The sequence below is a fragment of the Streptomyces silaceus genome (assembly GCF_001419745.1).
Taxonomy (GTDB): Bacteria; Actinomycetota; Actinomycetes; order Streptomycetales; family Streptomycetaceae; genus Streptomyces; species Streptomyces silaceus.
Genome location: NZ_LIRJ01000283.1, coordinates 14,240 through 32,019, shown reverse-complemented (window position 1 = coordinate 32,019; position 17,780 = coordinate 14,240). Strand labels below are relative to the sequence as shown.

Genomic DNA, 17,780 nt, shown 5'->3' with positions numbered 1-17,780 from the left:
ACTTCCGGCGCAGCAGCATGCGGGCGATCGTAGGGCGTACGGCGTCGCGGACGCCGTCAGTCCGGGCAGGACACCGGAAAGAACGGCAGAACCAGGAGGGGAAGCTGTCCGTCCGCGTGACTCCTGTGACACATGGGGTCCATGGAATGTGTGCGACGGGTGGTGTCTAGGGTCGCCGTCATGACGAGAACCACGCCGCCCCGCCCGCTCGACGTCGAGGCCCTCTTCCCGGAACTGGCCGCGCACCGCGGGACGACGACCCGGCTGCACCCGAGGCCGGGCAGCCCGACCGCCGCGGACAGCCACGTGGGCGGGCCCCTGCTGTGGCCGGCCGGCGAGCCCTGGCCGGTGTGCACCGAGCCGCACCACCGCGGGCGCGGGCGCCGCGTCGAGGACATCCACCGTGCGCGGCGGATCCTCACCGGGGCACGGGCGGGGGAAGCGCCCCGCGGCCTGACGGACGAGGAGCGCGAACTGCTGGACGAACTCGACAAGGAGCACCGCGTCCCGGGGCTCGCCGACACCGACGCGATCCCGATGATCGGCGTCGCGCAGCTCTACCGGCGGGACGTCCCCGACCTGCGCGCGGGCCCGGACGGCGGCGACCTGCTCCAGGTCTTCTGGTGCCCCTTCGACCGGCACGGCAGGACCGGCCACGGCATGTCCGTGGAGCTGCGCTGGCACCGCTCGTGGGAGATCACCGAGCCGCTGGCGACGGCTCCCCTGCCCGCCGTCGTGGGCTATCCGGGCTATGTGGCGGAGCCGTGCGTGCTGCACCCCGAGCAGGTCACCACGTACCCGTTCGCGGGGCTGCTGCCGGAGGACCTGCGCGCCCGCATCGACGCCTGGGAGGAGGAGCTGGAGGAGGAGGCCGAGGCGGCGCGTGAGGAGTCCGGGGACGAGGAGGGTCCCGAACCGCCCGCCTATCAGTACGACTTGTCGATCCCGCCGGGCTGGCGCGCCGGCGGATTCGCCTCCTGGCACCTGACCGACCCGTCGCGCATGGACTGCCGCTCCTGCGCGACACCGATGGAACTGCTCCTGACGATCGACAGCTCCGAGTGGGACGGCGGCAGCAGGAGCTGGGTCCCGCGCGAGGAGGGGCGGCCGGTCGCCTTCGGGACGGCCACACCCACGGAGGTCGTGGTGGGGCGGGCGGGCGAGCTCAACATCTTCTCCTGCCCCGCCGACCCCGGCCATCCGCACCGCTGGAGCATCCAGTGACCGCCCGTGGGACGCCCTTCGCCCGCCGATTTCCGCCGGGCCCGCCCCCTGGGGTACAGTCGATCATGTGCTCGCCGCCGAACTGACGGTGCCGGGCCCGGCGTTGGTCGTCCAAGGAAAGACGCCCCGCTTCCTGCGGGGAAATGCAGGTGCAAGGCCTGCCCAGCGCTCGTGACGCGAAGGCCCCGGATTCCGATGGGATCCGGGGCCTTCCGCCGTTGTGCCGGTGCGCCTGTGCACGCGAGTACTCCCGCGTGGTGTTCCGGACTTCAAAGGGTGTGGGCCCCACGACACGGGTAGGCGTAGACAACGACGGGGGCTTTCGAACGAGGTCCTCACATGAGGGGCGTCGACCGAATGCTCCTATTGCCCTCGGTGAACTCCCGCGCGCCGAGGCGGTAGTTGAGGCGGGTCGGCCGCGCCATCTGGGGGGAGCCGCGCGGCCGCACCTGCATGTCCGGGCTCCCGGTACGGAGCGCCTCCCGGGCGTCAGCGCAAAAGACCCGGCCGCCCCGCCCGAGCCGTGGAGACGAGTTCGGCGACCGTGGCCAGTTTGACGCGCGGGCGTCCCGCGTCGCGGCCCCGGGCGGTCTCGGCCCGCTCGATCGCGGCGAGCCCCTTGGCGTCGACCACCTGGCGGTTGCGGCGGCGGGCCAGGCGGTGGAAGGCCCGCGGCGGGTGCGCGGGAGCGGGCAGCGCGCCCGCGACGGCGTCGGCCAGCAGCGTGGAGACCGTCTCGGCGGCGCAGGTGCGGTTGGCCCCGATACCGCCGCTGGGACCGCGCTTGATCCACCCCACGACGTAGGTCCCGGGCAGCCCCTGGACGCGGCCGCCCTCGTGCGGGACGGTGCCGGTCGTCTCGTCGAAGGGCAGCCCCGCGACGGGCCGTCCGCGGTAGCCGATGGCGCGCAGCACCAGGCCCGCGGGGATCGTCCGCTCCCCCGACCCGGCCCTCACGCGCACGGCGTCGACCCGGTCCTCGCCGAGCACCTCGACGGGTTCGGAGTGGAAGCGCAGGACGATGCGGCGGCCCGGCGCGGGCGGCCTCTCGCCGTCGATCCGTTCGCGTGCGACGCCCTTGAGGACGCCCGCCTTGTTCCGGGGGCCCGCGGCGTCGACGGCGGACGCGATGCGGGGGTCGTGGTCGTCGACGACCAGCTCCACGTCCGGCAGATGCTTCAGGGCGAGCAGTTCGGACCTGGTGTACGCGGCGTCCTCGGGGCCGCGCCGGGCGAGCAGGACCACCTCGCGCACCGTGCTGTCGCGCAGGGCACGCAGCGCGTGGTCGGCGATGTCGGTGCGGGCGAGGGTGTCGGGGTCGGCGAGCAGGATCCGGGCGACGTCCAGGGCGACGTTGCCGTTCCCGACGACGACCGCGCGCTCCGCGGACAGGTCGATCGCGTCCTGGGCGGCGTCCGGGTGGGCGTTGTACCAGGCGACGAACCCGGTCGCGGAGATGCTGCCGGGAAGCTCCTCGCCGGGGATGGAGAGCCGACGGTCGGCGGAGGCGCCCACGGCGTAGATCACCGCGTCGTGATGGGCCGCGATCTCCTCCGGGGTGACGTCGGTGCCCACGTCCAGGCCCAGGTGCATGCGCACCCTGGGGTGGGCGTGGAAGCGCGCGAAGGTCTCGCCGACCTTCTTGGTGGCGGGGTGGTCGGGCGCCACACCGTAGCGGACCAGACCGCCGGCCACCGGCAGCCGGTCGATGAGCGTCACCTCGGCGCTGGTGTGCAGGAGCAGGTCCTGCGCGGCGTACATGCCCGCGGGTCCGGTGCCGACGACGGCGACCTTCAGCGGCGCGAAGTCCGCGGGCAGGACGCGCGGGAAGGACGGCTCGCCCCAGGCATGGAAGTTCGGCCCGTCGGGGGCGGCTTCGGGGGCAGTCTCGGCCCCCTCCCCCGCGAAGTACGCCGCGTTGATCTCGGCGTACTCCCGCTGCTCGGCGGGCAGCCGGTCCACCGGGAAGATCGCGTCGACCGGGCAGGCGTCGGCGCAGGCGCCGCAGGCGATGCAGGTCGCGGGGTCGATGTGCAGCATCTCCGTGCTGCCGAACGCCCGCTCCTCCGGCGTGGGGTGGATGCAGTTGACCGGGCAGACGGCGACGCAGGTGGCGTCGCTGCAGCAGGTCTGGGTGATGGCGTAGGTCATGGTCGTCGACTCTGCTCGGCTCGGATCCGTCGGCTCAGATGAGGTGGGCGCGCTTGTAGAAGACGAGGGCCGGCCTGGTGAGCAGGCCGCAGGAGGACAGGAACTCCATGAGGCCCGAACAGCTCGACCGCATCATGGACTTGTGGTGCTCGTTGGCCTTCGCCTCGGCGACCGCGCGCTCCTCGTCCAGGCCCGCGTTCACGTACACCTTGCGGTTCACCATGCTGGTGACGATGACGTACGACGCGATGGCGATGATGAGGGCGTTGATCTGGCGCCGGGCCCTTCCCGCGCCCGCCAGCTGCTTGCGCGTCTGGTCGCGGGCGAACTTCATGTGCCGCGACTCCTCGACGACATGGATGTTGTTGATGGTGCGGACGAAGGGCACCACCCGCTCGTCGCGCATCCAGTCGCGCTGCATGACGTCGAGGACCTCTTCGGCCACCAGGATCGCGGCGTACGCGGCCTCGCCGAAGGCGACGGACTTGAAGACCCTGCCCAGTTCGGTGGCGAACCGGTGCGGGCGGTAGGCGGGGGCGCCGAGCTTCTGGGCGCCGCGCGCGAACATGATGGAGTGGCGGCACTCCTCGGCGATCTCGGTGAGCGCCCACTGGACCTCGGCGCTGGTGGGGTCCTTGGCGTAGACGTCGCGCAGGACCATCTGCTGCAGGATCATCTCGAACCAGATGCCCGTGCTGGCCACCGACGCGGCTTCCTGCCGGGTCAGTTCCTTGCGCTGTTCCTCGGTCATCTCCCGCCAGTAGGCGGTGCCGTAGAGCGTGCTCCACTCGGGGCTCGCGCCGTGGCAGTCGCGGTCCAGCGGCGTCTCCCAGTCGACCTCGGTCGCCGGGTCGTACGCCAGCACGGCGGCCGAATCCAGCAGCCGACGCGCCACGTCGCCTTCCGGGGAGCTGTCCTTGGTACTCGGCCGAACAGTGCTGCTTGCCATGCTTCGGCTCCTTGACTCAGAGGTCCGGGCAGCGGGGCACGGCGCTTCGTCGCACGGCAGGCCGCGACCCCCTTGTTAGACAGAACGTATAACAAGGGGGTCGGGTACGCCTACCCTCGGGTAAGTACGAGATGGAACCCGGCTCACTCCGAGAGGGCCGACTCCGCGACGGGCTCGGCGGTCCGTCCGGCCGGGGCCGGCCACCGGATCTGCGTGCTGCACGCGGACACGACGAGCGCCGACGCGGCGACCGCGCCGAGCCCCCACACCAGGGTGCTCGCGTGCGCGATGAAGCCGATGAGCGGCGGCCCGGCCAGCAGGCCCGTCGTCCCCATGGCCGCGACCAGGGTCAGCGAGTCCGAGCCCTGGCCCGCCGCGGCCACATAGACGCACGGGGTGACGGCCGCGATGCCGAGGCCGACGCAGGCGAAGCCGAGCAGCGCCGGCACCAGGCCGCCGACGGCCAGCGCGAGGGCCAGGCCCGCGCCCGCCAGCACGCTGCCGTAGAGCACGACACGGCCGTCGCCCCAGCGGCTGCGCCAGCCGTCGGCGAAGAGCCGGGCGATGACCATCATTCCCGAGACGACGGCGATGCCCAGGGGCGCCATCTCCGCGGAGGCCTCGGCGATCTCCTCCAGATAGAGGGCGGACCAGTCGTTCATGGCGCCCTCGGTGACGGTGCCGAACGCCATGGCGACGCACATCCACAGCGTCAGGCGGGACGGCAGGGTCCAGGAGCGGGGCTTCTTCTCCGCCGTCGCGTCCTGGCCCTTCTCCGTCTCCTTCTGTGCGGCCTGGTCGTCCGCCAGGAGCCCGGTCCGCGCCACCGCCACGAGCACGACCATGATCAGGGCCGCCGCGCCGAAGTGCACGAGGACCGTCGAGGTCACCGCGTTCATGCCGGAGGCCACCAGCGCGGCGAGCAGCGAGCCGGCGCTGAACGTCGCGTGCAGCCGGGCCATGGCGTTGCGTTCGTGGCGGCTTTCGAGCGCGGCCCCCTGGGCGTTCATGGCGACGTTCAGGCAGCCCACGAGGACACCGTCGACGCACATCACGAGGAGCGCCACGGGGTAGTTGGGCGCCACGGCCAGGGCCGGCAGGACCAGGGCGAGGCAGAGCGCCGACAGCAGCGAGAGCCGCTGCGAGCCGAGACGCCGCATCAGCACCGCCACCACCGGGAACGACACGGCCGCGCCGACGCCTGCGGCCATCAGGAGGACACCGACCTCCGCCGCGCTCAGGTCGAGGTCCTCCTTGATGGCGGGGATCCGCGCGGCCCAGGTGGCGTACTGGAAACCGAGCGAACAGAACAGGGCGGCGATCGCCAACTGGCCCCGGTGGAAGGGGTCACGCACGCGGAGCACCGGCATCAGCCCACATTTCTGGTTCTTCCGGCGACGGCGCCTCCGCCGTCACCGCCTTGGACATGTACACGGCTGTCGGGCCGTAGCCGGCCGGAGGAACGCCCCCGCGGCGGGCCGTGAAGCCGCGGGCCGACCAGAACGTCTCGCTGCCGCCGACGGCGACCAGGGACAACTTCTCGTACCCGTGCTTGAGGGCCGTCCCGGTGAGCTGCCGCAGCAGGTGCCGCGCCAGGCCCCGGTGCCGCAGATGCTCGGCGACGACGATGTCGTGCAGATGCAGGTTGCGCGTCGGCAGCGGGGCGGGCCCGCTCTGCCGCTCGCGCTCGCCGAGGTCGGGGTAGGCGGACTCCGGGTAGGGCAGCGCCAGCAGGTAGCCCGCCAGCTCGCCGTCCAGATCGAGCGCGAAGCAGGTGGCGGGCGAGGCGCGCATCCTGGACTCCAGGGCGGCCCTGCCCTCCGACAGGCCGAGGGGGGCGTAGGCGCGGGACTCCAGCGCCACGATGCCGTCCCAGTCGCCGTCGGCGATGCGGCGCACCCGTATGTCGTCGGTCATGCGCCCTCTCCGTCGATCCAGGTGTACGGCAGCGGGCTGAAACCGTTGAAGCCCTGCGTCATGTAGCTCGTCGCGTACGCGCCGCTGGAGAGCACCCACACCGGGTCGCCCGACGCGAGGTCCTTGGGGACCGGCACCAGGCCGTCCTCGTGGGAGAACGCGTCGTCGCTGTCGCAGCTCGGTCCCGCCACCACGGCGGGCACGGACTCGGCGCCGGGGTGCGAGGGGAAGACCAGGCGGTACTGCAACTGGTCCATCTCGTAGAGGCCGTTGAACTTCCCGCAGCTCAGGTAGAGCCAGTGCTGGCGCTCGCCGTTCGGCCTGCGGCGCGCGGCCAGCCGGGAGACGTGCGCGCGGATCGCCCCGTGGTCGGCGACGAGATGGCGCCCCGGCTCGATGACGAAGCCGAGCCGGTGGCCGGGGATCCCGCCCAGGCGTGCCATGCCCTCGCGGATGACGGTGAAGATCTTGTCCAGGGGCGGGTCGAGCGGGGTGCCGTGCTTGTCGCGGTAGCCGAGCGCGGGCAGACCGCCGCCGAGATTGACGTGGTCCAGGGCGATGCCGCGCGGGGCCAGTGCGGACAGGACGTCGGCGATGCGGTCGAACGCGCCCTGCCAGGCGTCGGCGGTCATCTGCTGGGAGCCGACGTGCACGGAGAGTCCGGCGGGGACGAGTCCCAGGTCGCGGGCCGTCTCCAGGATGGTCACGGCGTCCTCGGGCGAGCAGCCGTACTTGTTGCTGAGCCCCCACAGCGCGCCCTCGCCGGTGGTCGCGAGCCGGCAGAACACGCGGCTGCCCGGGGCGTGCGCGGCCAGGGCCCGCACGTCCTCCAGGCTGTCGGTCGCGTAGTCGCGGATGCCAAGCCGGAACGCGTCGGCGATGTTCCGGTCGGACTTGACGGTGTTGCCGTAGTGCATCCGGCCGACCGGGACACCCGCCGCCAGCGCCTGCTCGACCTCCCGGGGGCTCGCCGCGTCGACCCCGCAGCCGCGCGCGGCGAGCCGGCCGAGGACCTCGTCCACCGGGCAGGCCTTCAGGGCGAAGCGGACCGCGACGCCCGGGAGTTCGCGGCAGAGCGTGTCGTAGCGCGCCTCGATGCCGGGCAGGTCGAAGACGATCTGGTCCTCGTCGGCGGCGGCCAGGGCGTCGAGCAGCAGTGCGGAGTCGTGCGCGGGAGTGGTCATCGTGGCGCTCATGCGGAACTCTCCGCCGCCGCGCGCAGGCCCTCATCAGCGCTCGCGGCCACCAGGGACGCCCACGCCTCGGTCAGCAGGGCGAAGTCCTCGATGTCGCCGCGCGCCTCGTCGAGCAGGCGCTCGCGGCGCGTGGCCAGGTGGTCGGCGAAGTCGGCGTACCGCCCGCCGAGCGTGCGGTACGCGGTGTCGAGCCGGTCGAGGCGGTCCACGTTCTCGGCCTGGTCGAGCACGGCGCTCTCGCGCGCGAAGTCGGCGACGACGGACGCGCGGACGTCGCCCCGCTCGTCGGCCAGCGCCTCGCCGGCCGCGGTCATGCGGTCGTAGATGTGGTTGAAGTAGAGCATCGACAGGAAGAACTTGGCGAAGCGCGTCTGGTACGCGACGAAGCCGGCGTCGGTCCGGCGTTCGCCGGTGTAATAGTTGACGATGTTGCGGTTGTGCAGCACGCCCGGCAGCGCGGCGTCGTGGACCAGGTGGATGAGGAAGTAGTCGCTGCCGATGGTGTCCTTGGCGGGCGGCAGCGGGACGCGCTCGTGCACGCCGTGGAAGGCGATGTTGCACATGTCGACGCGCATCGGGTCGACGAGCGTGAGCTTCGCGTGGTCGCGCGCGAAGGGCTCGGTGCCCGCGCCCCGGAAGGAGTCGTCGACGAGTTCCCGCTTCTGTTCGTCGGACCAGTGGGTGGGCGCCCACAGGCTGACGACGTCGTAGTACACGTCCGGGTCGAGGCGGCTGATCTCGCCGATGTCGACCGAGAGTTCGCCCACGAAGGAGCTGCCGACCATCGCCACGCGCTTGTGCGTGTGCCGTGCGTCCAGGGCCGTCTCGGTGACGCCGTCCGCCGCTTCCGCCGCGGGCTTGCCCAGCGACATCAGCTCGTGGTGGACGGGGAAGACGGGCCGGCCGTCGACGCTCTGGTAGCGGCTGTCGGAGTCCCTGCGGTGGACGGACTCGCAGCCGAGCGCGCTCGCGATGAGGAACGCGCGGTTGGTGCAGGCGCCGTAGGAGAGGCCGTCCGGGAGCATCAGCTCCAGGGTCAGCTCGGGCTTGGCGACCTCGGCGCGGGCGATCACCCGGCGCAGGAAGTCGCGCTGCGCCGCCTCGTCGAGGTGGTGCACGGCGACGCGCGGCAGGACCGGGAGCGCGTGGACGGCCCGGGTGTGCGCGGCGAAGGTGGCGGGGTCGGAGGAGTCGAGGATCAGCAGGTGCACCTCGACGTCGAAGTGCCCGGCCGCGTACGCGGCCTCCTCGCCGATCGCCGCGATGGTCTCGGGGCAGGCCCGGTTGGTCGGCAGCGTCAGGCAGATTCGGCGCACGCGGCATCCCCGTTCCAGGACTTGAGGCCGAGCAGCTTGGCCCCCAGGTCGTTCAGCGCGGCGGTGCCGTAGCGGAGCGACTCGTGCTTGTGGGCGTCCCCGAGGAGGGTGGCGTTCCACTCCGGCGTGCTCAGGTCGCTCCAGGAGTCGACGCGGGAGCGGCGCAGCGCGTCGTGGGACTCCAGCGCGGGCATCATCGACAGGTACTGGACGGCCCGTACGCCCTGCTCGGAGGTGTTGGGGGCCACGCCGTGGGCCAGCATGCCGTTCCAGATCAGCAGGTCGCCCGCCGCCAGTTCGGGGCGGACCACCGGCATGTCGTCACGGTCGATCACGGGGCGTATGGGGTCGCGGTCGTCAGGCTGGGCGACCTTCCACCGGTCGAACCTGCGGAACAGCTCGGGGCAGCACTGGAAGCCGCCGTGGTCCTCTTGGGTGTCGTCCAGGGCGATGATGCCCTGGACCCGCTGGGGCAGCACGCCGAGGGTGGAGTCGACGTCCCAGTGGAGGTTGATGTCGAAGCCGCGCTCGGTGGGCGCGATCAGGGAGCGGGAACGGTTCTTGATGTTGGGCGGGTTGAGGTTGAGCCGGTCGAGGGTGACCCAGAGCTCCTCGCAGTCCCAGACGTCGACGAACGCGTCGTAGACCCGCTGGGTCTGGCGGCTGTCCCAGATGAGCTGGTGGTGGTACGCCTCGACGAAGCCGTAGATGTGCAGCTCACGGTCCAGGTCGGAGCGGAACTCGCGCTCCTCGTACCAGGTGTCGGGGCGGCCGCGGTCCAGGCCCTGGAACTCCCAGGCGAAGTCCAGCAGGTCCTTGGCCGCCTCGGCGGGGATGGCCTGCTTCACGACGACGTAGCCGTACGTCTGCCAGTGCGCGAAGTCCTCCTCGGAGAGGACGCGCAGCTCCCGGGTCTTCTTGAGGTCCCTCAGCGGGGTCTGCGCCAGGTACGTGTCGGCGTCCGCGCTGAAGTACGGGATGTCGGAGGCGGCTCGATGGAGGTAGCGGTCACTCGCTGCCATGTGGTGCTCCAAGGTTCGGTTCTCTCTTCCGGCGGCAGGTCTCCACGCCGGGTTGGGCCGGGACCACTTCAGGTCCGCCGGGGCAGCGCGTGTCGCACCAGCCCCCTGTCGAACTTGCGTACCACCAAAATGGACTAGACCAACTCTCGCTGTCAACAATTGAATTGGGTGCCTTCACGTCCAAAAAGGCGATATTTACGACCAGTTCACTTTGCCGTCACGCGATGCCCACGCAAAGATTCGCCCGGCAACTTCCCTTGGGGCGACGGCAGTTGGTCCAGACCATTCCGGCTCGGGCCGGTCGGCGTCCATGGCCCGTACGGGCCAGACCGAACGGGCGAAATGCGACATGCCCCGCCGCCCTCGAAGGCGCTCAGGGCTGCCCCCATGACTGCCCTCCCGGACCTCTCGGCCCCGCGATGCCGCTCCGCCCCGAGGGATCGGCCCCTCGGCGGGCGGCGAAATGCGCACGCGCGTGCATTGACGCCTTCCCGCGTCCGGTTCAGGGTGTTGCGCACCTCAGGACAGCACCCATCACGCACCGTGAACGCACGCATCCGACGAGGGAAGGCTCTCCCATGCGAAGACGCGACGTATTACGAGGACTGACGGCGACCGGAGCGGGACTGGCCCTGCCGCTCGGCCCGGCCGGTGCCGCCGCCGCCCGCACGCCCGCCGCGACCGCCGCAGGCACCTGGCAGGAGGTCCCCGCGCCCACCGGGCAGCCGGCCGCCCACCTCGTGGCCGTGGCCGCCGCCGGCCCCGACCTCGCCTGGGCCGTGGGCGAGCACCACCGCTACGGCGCGACCGACGGCACGCCGATCTCCCTGAGCTGGAACGGCACCGCCTGGAAGACGGACGACGTCTCCCACCTCGCGTACAAGGGCGCCCTGCGCGCCGTGGCCGTCGACGCGCAGGGCTCGGCCGCCTGGGCCCTCGGCACCGACACCGCCGGGCACCACCAGCTCCTCGCCTGGGACGGCACCACCTGGCGGGAGGCCGGCTTCCCCGGGCGCGGCGAGACGGGAACGGAGCTCACCGACGTGGCGGCCGGTCCCGGCGGCGTGTTCTGGGTGGCGGGGCGGCACGGCGGCCGCGCCGGGCTGCTGCGCGGCAACGGCGGGACGTGGCGCTGGTGCAGGCCGCTGCCGGACGCGGCGGCGCCGACGCCGTACGGGGTCATGGTCACGCCCGGCGGCGAGGTGTGGGTGTTCGGCGACGTCATCGCCCGCTGGGACGGCGCCTGGACGGTGGTGCCCCACACGGTCGGGCTCCGTGCCTCGGTGACCGGCCTGCTGCCGGTCGCGCACGACGACATCTGGCTGACCGGCTTCGCCTACGGTCCGGGCGGACCGCCCGGAAAGCCGCCCGGCATCCGGCTGGAGCACTGGAACGGCACGGAGTGGACCAGCCCGGGAGCACCGTTCGGCGTCGGTCTCCTCGGCGGCATCGCGGGCGACGCGCAGGGGCGCCCCGACCGGATCTGCGGCTGGGACTTCTGGGACCAGAAGCGCGCCCACTACCTGCGCTGGGACGGCACGACGTGGGTCAGCGAGCGAGGGCCCGAGACCTCGGCGTACCTGCCGGAGGCCATCGCCCGGATCCCCGGGACGACCGGCTTCTGGTCGGTGGGCACGACGTCGTTCTCGCCGTACCCACCGGCCCAGCTCCGCGTGGAACGCTTCGGCTAGCGTCCGGCCGCGCGGCGCGCCCCGCTACCTCCCGTCGACGCCGCGCGGCACGACGCCGAAGTCGAACGCGACCGTGCCCGGGTCGACCGCCGTCACTCCGCCGTCGACGGTCAGCGCCGCGCCGTTGACGAACGAGGCGGCGGGCGAGAGCAGCCAGACGATCGCCTCCGCGACCTCCTCCGGCTGCCCCGGGCGGCCCGTCGGGACCAGCCGCGTCGCCTCCTCGTACGCCGCGTCGGCGCCGCCGTCGCCGAGCCCGGCCTCCTCGGCGAACCGGGTCATCCGCCGGTCGGCCATCTCGGTCCGCACCCAGCTGGGGCAGACCGTGTTGGCGCGCAGCCCCGCCTTGCCGTAGTCGACGGCGACCGACCGGCACAGCTGGAGGAGCGCCGCCTTGGACGTCGCGTACGCGGCGTTGGCGACGCCGTTGCGCAGCGCGGCCACCGAGGCGACCGCCACGACCGCGCCGCGCGTCTCCAGCAGGTGCGGGAGCGCGGCGCGCAGCAGCAGGAAGGGGCCGGTGAGGTTGGTGCGCAGCACCGTGTCCCAGTCCTCGTCGGACAGGTCGCCGACGGCGCCGCCGCGCCCGATCCCGGCGTTGAGCACGAGGCCGTCGACGCGGCCGTACGCCGCCACGGCCGCGTCGACGAGTCCGGCGACCGCCGCCGGGTCGCCCGCGTCGGCGGGGTGGGCCAGCGCCCCGGTCTCCTCGGCGATCCTCTCCAGCGGTCCGGGCCTGCGCCCCGAGATCACCACGCGGTGTCCGGCGGCCCGCAGCTGCCGCGCGGTGGCGGCACCGATGCCGGTTCCGCCGCCCGTGACGATGACGACTCGGCTCTCTGTCATGTCTGTTCAACCTCCTAACGCGGTCGTCAGCACATGCCGCGATCATACGGAGCGGCCCGCCCACGACCGCGTTCGGATGCGGTGGAGGGCCTGCGGCTACTCGTCGATCGCCGCGCCGAACGCCGCGCCCGTGCCGGGCGCGCCCAGCGAGGCGGCGCCGTACGTCCAGGACCCGGAGGCGGTCACGCCGCCGGAGCCCGCGGACAGGACCCACACCACGCCGTCACCGGCGTTCTCGCCGGGCGCGGCGGCCAGCAGGCCGAAGCGGCCGTCGCGGTTGGGGTCCGTGAGCCGCACCTGCGCGCCCCACTTGTCGCCCTTCTCGGGCACGCCGGGGATGTTCGCGGAGTCCTGGTCGAAGGACTTCGCGCCGGTCGCCGTGAGCCCGTACTCCCCGCCGCGCAGCACCCAGACGGCGCCCGCGTCGGCGATCGTGCCGATGTCCTCGCCCGGCGCGCCGATCGCGACGTCCGCGTAGCCGTCGCCGTTGGTGTCCGCGACGGACAGGTCCGCGCCCCAGCCGTCGCCGCGCTCGGCGGTGCCGGGCACGCCGGCGGAGTCCTGGGTCCACCACTTGGCCTCGTCGACGAGGCCGTCCGGGGTGCCGTAGCGCACGCCGACCAGGCCGCCGGTCATCGTCTCGCCGCCGTCGTCGGGCGAGTTCGGCTCGCCGGTCACCAGGTCGTCGTAGCCGTCGTGGTTGATGTCCCCGGAGGCCGCCGCGGGGCCGCCGCGCAGGTCGTTCTTGTACGTGAGGCCGTCGGCGCCGCCCGCGAACTGCACGGACCAGCCGTGACCGGGCTCGTCCCCCTCCGTCACGCCTGAGGCGACGAGGTCGGCGTAGCCGTTGTCGTCGTAGTCGCCGGTGGTCAGCGACTTGGACACGATCTGGCTGGCGTCGGCCGACCTGCCGAGCCGCTCGGTGGCCTGACGTCGCAGCGGCGCCTCGCCGCGGGCCTGCGGAGCGGGGTCGTACACGAAGAGCTCGACGTTGTCCCGGTCGAGCACGGCGAGGAGGTCGCCGGGAGTGTCCGCGGTGAAGTGCGCCGCGGCGAGGCTGAGTCCGAACTGCTGGCCCGCGGCGGCCTGCTCGCTCTGCAGCCAGCTGCTGGCGGATCCGGTGAGTCCCGACTTCGAGCCCCAGAGGACGGCGACGCCACCGGCGTCCGCCCCGGCGTCGAGGTCCTCGCCCGGGATGCCGATGATCGCGTCGTCGTAGCCGTCGCCGTCGAGGTCGCCGGTGGCGACGGCCTTGCCGAAGGCGTCGCCCGCCTCCGCGGCACCCGCGACACCGGCCGTCGACTGGCTGAATCTGGCGACGTCGCTGGTGCCGATGCCTCTGGTGGACCCGTACTGGACCGTGACGAGTCCCGCGCCCTTCTTGCCGCTGACCGTCGCGCCGGGGGCGCCGACCAGGACGTCTTCGTATCCGTCGCCGTTGAAGTCGCTGTTGCGGTCGTCGGCATGGGTCCCCCCAGGGGTGCCGGCGTAGGCGGAGGGGGCGGCGGCGATACCGGCCCCGGTCAGCAGGAGGAACGATGCCGCGGCGAGGGCGGCCGAACGGTTCTTGCGCACGAGCGGCTCCTGTGAAGGAAAGGTGGCCGGGCAGCGCGGGGGGTGTCCGGAAAGGGCCCGTTCCTTGTCCGGCGCCCTGTTCGACACGGGATGGGGCGCGAGGGTTGTACGGGGTTCACGAATCGGCGCGGGAGCGCGAACTCGCAGGTGTCGTGCTCCACTTGTGGCCGAGGTGGCGGGCGCCTCGCCGAGGGTGCGTGCCGGGCGTCACTTCCAGCCGTACGCGTACGCGGCGACCCACGTGATCTCCAGCTGGGCGCTGCTGCCGGGCGCCGCGCCCGGCCCCTCCAGGGCGCTCTCGTTCTGCAGGACCCAGGACAGCGGCCGGTCCGGCACGCCCCGCGTGTCGTGGCCCGTCTCCCGTCCGTCGACGAAGAAGCGCACATGGCCGGGGGTCCACTCGGTGGACACGGTGTGCCACTCGGTCCAGTCGTCGGCGCCTTCGTACGAACCCTGTTCGCCGCCGCCGCAGGGGTGGTGGAAGGCGTTCAGGGTGCCGGTCCACTCGCCCTCGGGGTGGTCCATCTCGCAGCCGCCGCCGTAGTGCAGCCACGCCGACTTGTAGCCCGGGGCCTGCTTGGTCACCTTGATGCGGGCGCTGTACTTGCCGTACTTCATCTGCATGACGGCACGCGGTACGACCGCCGACGCGTGCACGGGTCCTCCGTCGGCGGGCCGCCACATGCGGATGCGCATCCGGCCGTCGCCGTTCTCCGCAGGGCGCACGCTCACGGTGTCCTCGGGGTGGTAGACGCCGGCGACGTCGCGTGCGCGGTCGTTCGCGGTGTCGCGCCAACCGGTGGGGTAGGCCCACCAGTTGTCGCGGTAGGCGCCGTCGAGGCCCGCGCAGTACGCGGCGGAGGTGTCCACGTGGTGCTCGCAGTCGCTGAACGCGCCGAGCGGCACCCGGTCGCCGGTGAAGTCCTCGGCGAGGACCTGCCAGAACGGCCCGCAGTCGCCGCGCGGCAGCTCGGCGCCCGCGTCCCGGCAGGCGTCCGCCGACACCGGGGCTCCGCCCGCGCTCGGGATGCTCAGCAGGGCGGCGAGCAGTGCCGCCCCGAGGGCCCCGAACACGACCGGCCGTCTGCGCCGTCCCGTCGCCGCATGTGATCCCATCGCGCTGTCTCCGTTCCACGAGGACGCCCCACAGGAAGGGGTCATCCTCGTGGAGCGCGCGGTGTCCCGGAAGGCCCCCAGGCCGTCCGCCGCCCGCCGTGTCCGCTACAGCCTCGCCGCCAACAGCTCCTTGGTGTAGGGCTCTTGGGGGTTGTCGAAGACCTCGTCCCGGCTGCCCGTCTCGACGATCCCGCCGTGGTGCATCACCGCGACGCGGTCGCAGAGATGACGGACCACGGCGAGGTCGTGCGAGACGAACAGGAGCGAGAGCCCGAGGTCGTCCCTGAGGTCCATGAGCAGGTTGAGGACCTGCGCCTGCACCGAGACGTCGAGGGCGGAGACCGGTTCGTCGGCGATGATCAGGCGCGGCCGGGGCGCGAGCGCGCGGGCGATCCCGATGCGCTGGCGCTGGCCTCCGGAGAACTCGTGCGGGTAGCGCGGGAGATGGCCGGTGCTCAGGCCGACCTGTTCCAGGAGTTCGGCGGCGCGGTCGCGGCGCTCCTGGCGGCTCAGGTCCGTGTGCACCCGCAGCGGGGTGGTGACGATCTCCTCGACGGTGCGGCGCGGGTTGAGCGAGGCGTACGGGTCCTGGAAGACGAGCTGGACCTCGCGGCTGAGGGCGCGGCGCAGGGCGGTCTCCTCGGCGGCGCGCGTGATGTCGCGGCCGTCGAAGCGGACGGTGCCGCCGGTCGGCTTCTGGAGTCCGGCGAGGACGCGGGCGGTGGTGGACTTGCCGGAGCCGGACTCGCCGACCAGACCGAGGGTCTCCCCCTCGGCCACCCGCAGGCTCACGCCGCGCACGGCCTGCGTCCCCGGGCGCCGACGGCCGAGGAGGGTGCGCCCGCCGCCGAACTCGACGCGAAGGTCGCTGACTTCGGCGAGCGTCGTCCGCTTCCCCTCGTCCACGGCCCCCCATACGCGCGCGTTCGTGCGGGCGGTCGGCTCAGGGGCGTCCACGGTCGGCAGCCGGGTACCGGGCACCGTCTCCAGGGACGGCGCCGCGCCGATGAGGGCGCGGGTGTAGGGGTGGGTGGCCGCGGTGAGCAACTGATGCGTGGACCCCTGTTCCACGGTGCGGCCGTGGCGCATGACGAGCATGCGGTCGGTGGCGGCGGCGACCATGTCGACGTCGTGGGTCACCAGGACCACGGCCGTACCGTACTCCCGCTGCAGCTCTCCCAGCAGGTCGAGGACTTGGCGCTGCACGCGGGCGTCGAGCGCCGTGGTCGGCTCGTCGGCGATCAGGACGTCCGGGTGGTTGATCAGCGCCATGGCGATCATCACGCGCTGGCGCATGCCGCCGGAGAACTGGTGCGGGTAGTCGCGGGCACGGGCCGCCGCGATGCCGACCCGCTCCAGCATCTCCACGGCCCTGGCCCGCGCCTCGCCGCGCCCCGCGTCCTTGTGGTGCAGCCGGTAGGCCTCGGCCAGCTGGGCGCCCACGGCGTGGAAGGGCGAGAGCGAGGCGAGGGCGTCCTGGAACACCATCGCGATGCGCCCGCCGCGCAGCTCCTTCAGCCGTGCCTCGCCCGCGCCCACGACGTCGGTGCCGCCGACCTCGACGGTGCCGCGGATCGTGGTGCGCGCGGGGTCGTGCAGCCCCATGGCGGCGAGCCCGACGGTCGACTTGCCCGACCCCGACTCCCCCACCAGGCCGAGGACCTCGCCCCGCGCCAGGTCGAAGGAGACGCCCTCGGCCGCGGTGACGGTGCCGCGCGGACCGGTGAAGGACACGGTCAGGTCGCGCACGCTCAGCACGGGCGCCCCGGTCTTCTCGTGTGCCGTCATGCCGGCCTCACCCTCGGATCGAGCCAGGCCACGACCAGATCGGCGACGGCCACGAACACCACCACGAAGAACGCGGCGATCAGTACGGTGCCGACGACGGTCGGCAGGTCGTTCTGGGTGACGGCATCGACGGCGAGCTTGCCGACGCCGGAGAGCCCGAAGACCGTCTCGGTGATGAACGCGCCCCCGAGAAGCGCCCCGACCTCCAGGCCGAGAAGCTGCACGATCGGTGCCGCGGCCCCGCGCGCCGTGTACGTGAGGTGGGTGCGCAGGACGCCGAGGCCCTTGCCGCGCGCGGTGCGCACGTACCCCTCGTGCATCACCTCCAGGAGCTGGGCGCGCGAGAGCCGGGCGAACACGGCGGCGTTCACGAAGCCGAGGACCAGGCAGGGCAGCAGCAGCCCCGCCGCCCAGGCGGCGAGGTCCTCCCCCGGCGGCGTGTAGCCGGGCAGCGGCAGCCAGCCCGTGGAGTAGACGAGGAGGTACTGCAGCGCGTAGCCGAGGAAGTAGATCTGCACGCTGGCGCCGATCAGCGTGAAGCCGGACAGGAGCCGGTCGCCGAGGCTGCCGCGGCGCAGCGCGGAGACGAAGCCCGCACCGATGCCCGCCACGACGATGACCGCGAGCGCGCCACCGGCCAGGGACAGCGTGACCGGGAAGCGGCCGGTGATCGCGGAGAGCACCGGCTCGTGCAGGGCGTAGGAGTAGCCGAGGCAGGGCGCGTCGCAGGCGATGGCGCTGCCGTCGACGTCGCGGATGGTGCGGCCGGCGACCAGGCCGCGCAGATAGTCGGCGTACTGCGCGAGGACCGGCTGGTCCAGGCCCATGCTGTGGCGGACGGCCGCGATCTGCGTGGCGTCGCACTTGGGGCCGCAGGCGATGGCCGCGGGGTCGGACGGTGCCGCGTAGAAGAGGGCGAAGGCGGTGGCGGAGATGGCGAACAGCACCACCACCGCCTGCACGCCGCGCCGCGTCAGATAGGTGAGCAT

Annotated in this window: 14 protein-coding genes; 2 read left to right on the top strand and 12 right to left on the bottom strand. The window is 72.9% G+C overall.

Features of this window, described 5'->3' with window-relative positions; genetic code table 11:
- The first annotated feature begins 180 nt into the window (after positions 1-180).
- On the top strand, positions 181-1,224 hold the full coding sequence (locus AOK22_RS24835; protein ID WP_055700933.1) for a hypothetical protein: 1,044 nt from the start codon (positions 181-183) through the stop codon (positions 1,222-1,224).
- A 489-nt stretch (positions 1,225-1,713) separates the two neighbouring features.
- Here the strand turns inward: AOK22_RS24835 and AOK22_RS24830 are convergent, their stop codons facing one another.
- From AOK22_RS24830 to AOK22_RS24800, 7 genes are all read right to left on the bottom strand, one after another.
- Positions 1,714-3,375, bottom strand: coding sequence for an FAD-dependent oxidoreductase (locus tag AOK22_RS24830; protein ID WP_055700932.1), 1,662 nt, complete (start codon positions 3,373-3,375; stop codon positions 1,714-1,716).
- A 34-nt stretch (positions 3,376-3,409) separates the two neighbouring features.
- Positions 3,410-4,324, bottom strand: a complete 915-nt coding sequence (locus AOK22_RS24825; protein ID WP_055700931.1) for an AurF N-oxygenase family protein — start codon at positions 4,322-4,324, stop codon at positions 3,410-3,412.
- Between the two features lie 143 nt (positions 4,325-4,467).
- Entirely contained in the window at positions 4,468-5,694 is a 1,227-nt protein-coding gene (locus tag AOK22_RS24820; protein WP_193433108.1) for an MFS transporter, read from the bottom strand.
- Positions 5,672-6,241, bottom strand: coding sequence for a GNAT family N-acetyltransferase (locus AOK22_RS24815; RefSeq protein WP_055700930.1), 570 nt, complete (start codon positions 6,239-6,241; stop codon positions 5,672-5,674). The genes AOK22_RS24820 and AOK22_RS24815 overlap by 23 nt, the downstream gene beginning before the upstream one ends.
- Positions 6,238-7,437, bottom strand: a complete 1,200-nt coding sequence (locus AOK22_RS24810) for a type III PLP-dependent enzyme (protein WP_055700929.1) — start codon at positions 7,435-7,437, stop codon at positions 6,238-6,240. The genes AOK22_RS24815 and AOK22_RS24810 overlap by 4 nt, the downstream gene beginning before the upstream one ends.
- Positions 7,434-8,753: a DUF6271 family protein gene (locus AOK22_RS24805; protein WP_055700928.1), complete on the bottom strand. Its 1,320-nt coding sequence runs from the start codon at positions 8,751-8,753 to the stop codon at positions 7,434-7,436. Before AOK22_RS24805 ends, AOK22_RS24810 begins: the two co-directional genes overlap by 4 nt.
- Complete coding sequence (locus AOK22_RS24800) at positions 8,735-9,775, bottom strand: phytanoyl-CoA dioxygenase family protein (protein WP_055700927.1); 1,041 nt, start codon at positions 9,773-9,775, stop codon at positions 8,735-8,737. Before AOK22_RS24800 ends, AOK22_RS24805 begins: the two co-directional genes overlap by 19 nt.
- A 578-nt stretch (positions 9,776-10,353) precedes the next feature.
- On the opposite strand from AOK22_RS24800, the gene AOK22_RS24795 reads away from it, so the two are divergent.
- Entirely contained in the window at positions 10,354-11,466 is a 1,113-nt protein-coding gene (locus tag AOK22_RS24795) for an NHL repeat-containing protein (protein ID WP_055700926.1), read from the top strand.
- 24 nt (positions 11,467-11,490) lie between these two features.
- On the opposite strand, the gene AOK22_RS24790 is transcribed toward AOK22_RS24795, so the two are convergent.
- From AOK22_RS24790 to AOK22_RS24770, 5 genes are all read right to left on the bottom strand, one after another.
- Positions 11,491-12,312 carry an SDR family NAD(P)-dependent oxidoreductase gene (locus AOK22_RS24790; RefSeq protein ID WP_055700925.1) on the bottom strand — a complete coding sequence of 274 codons (822 nt, stop codon included), beginning with the start codon at positions 12,310-12,312 and terminating at the stop codon, positions 11,491-11,493.
- Between the two features lie 96 nt (positions 12,313-12,408).
- A complete protein-coding gene (locus tag AOK22_RS24785; RefSeq protein WP_055700924.1) occupies positions 12,409-13,887 on the bottom strand; it encodes an integrin alpha in 1,479 nt (492 codons plus the stop codon).
- Between the two features lie 207 nt (positions 13,888-14,094).
- The gene (locus AOK22_RS24780) at positions 14,095-15,003 is read right to left on the bottom strand and encodes a glycoside hydrolase family 16 protein (protein WP_055700923.1); all 909 of its coding nucleotides are present in this window, start codon (positions 15,001-15,003) and stop codon (positions 14,095-14,097) included.
- Between the two features lie 105 nt (positions 15,004-15,108).
- Positions 15,109-16,791: a dipeptide ABC transporter ATP-binding protein gene (locus tag AOK22_RS24775; RefSeq protein WP_237773055.1), complete on the bottom strand. Its 1,683-nt coding sequence runs from the start codon at positions 16,789-16,791 to the stop codon at positions 15,109-15,111.
- Positions 16,788-17,780 (bottom strand): ABC transporter permease, encoded by a 993-nt coding sequence (locus AOK22_RS24770; RefSeq protein WP_055700922.1) that lies wholly within the window; start codon positions 17,778-17,780, stop codon positions 16,788-16,790. The genes AOK22_RS24775 and AOK22_RS24770 overlap by 4 nt, the downstream gene beginning before the upstream one ends.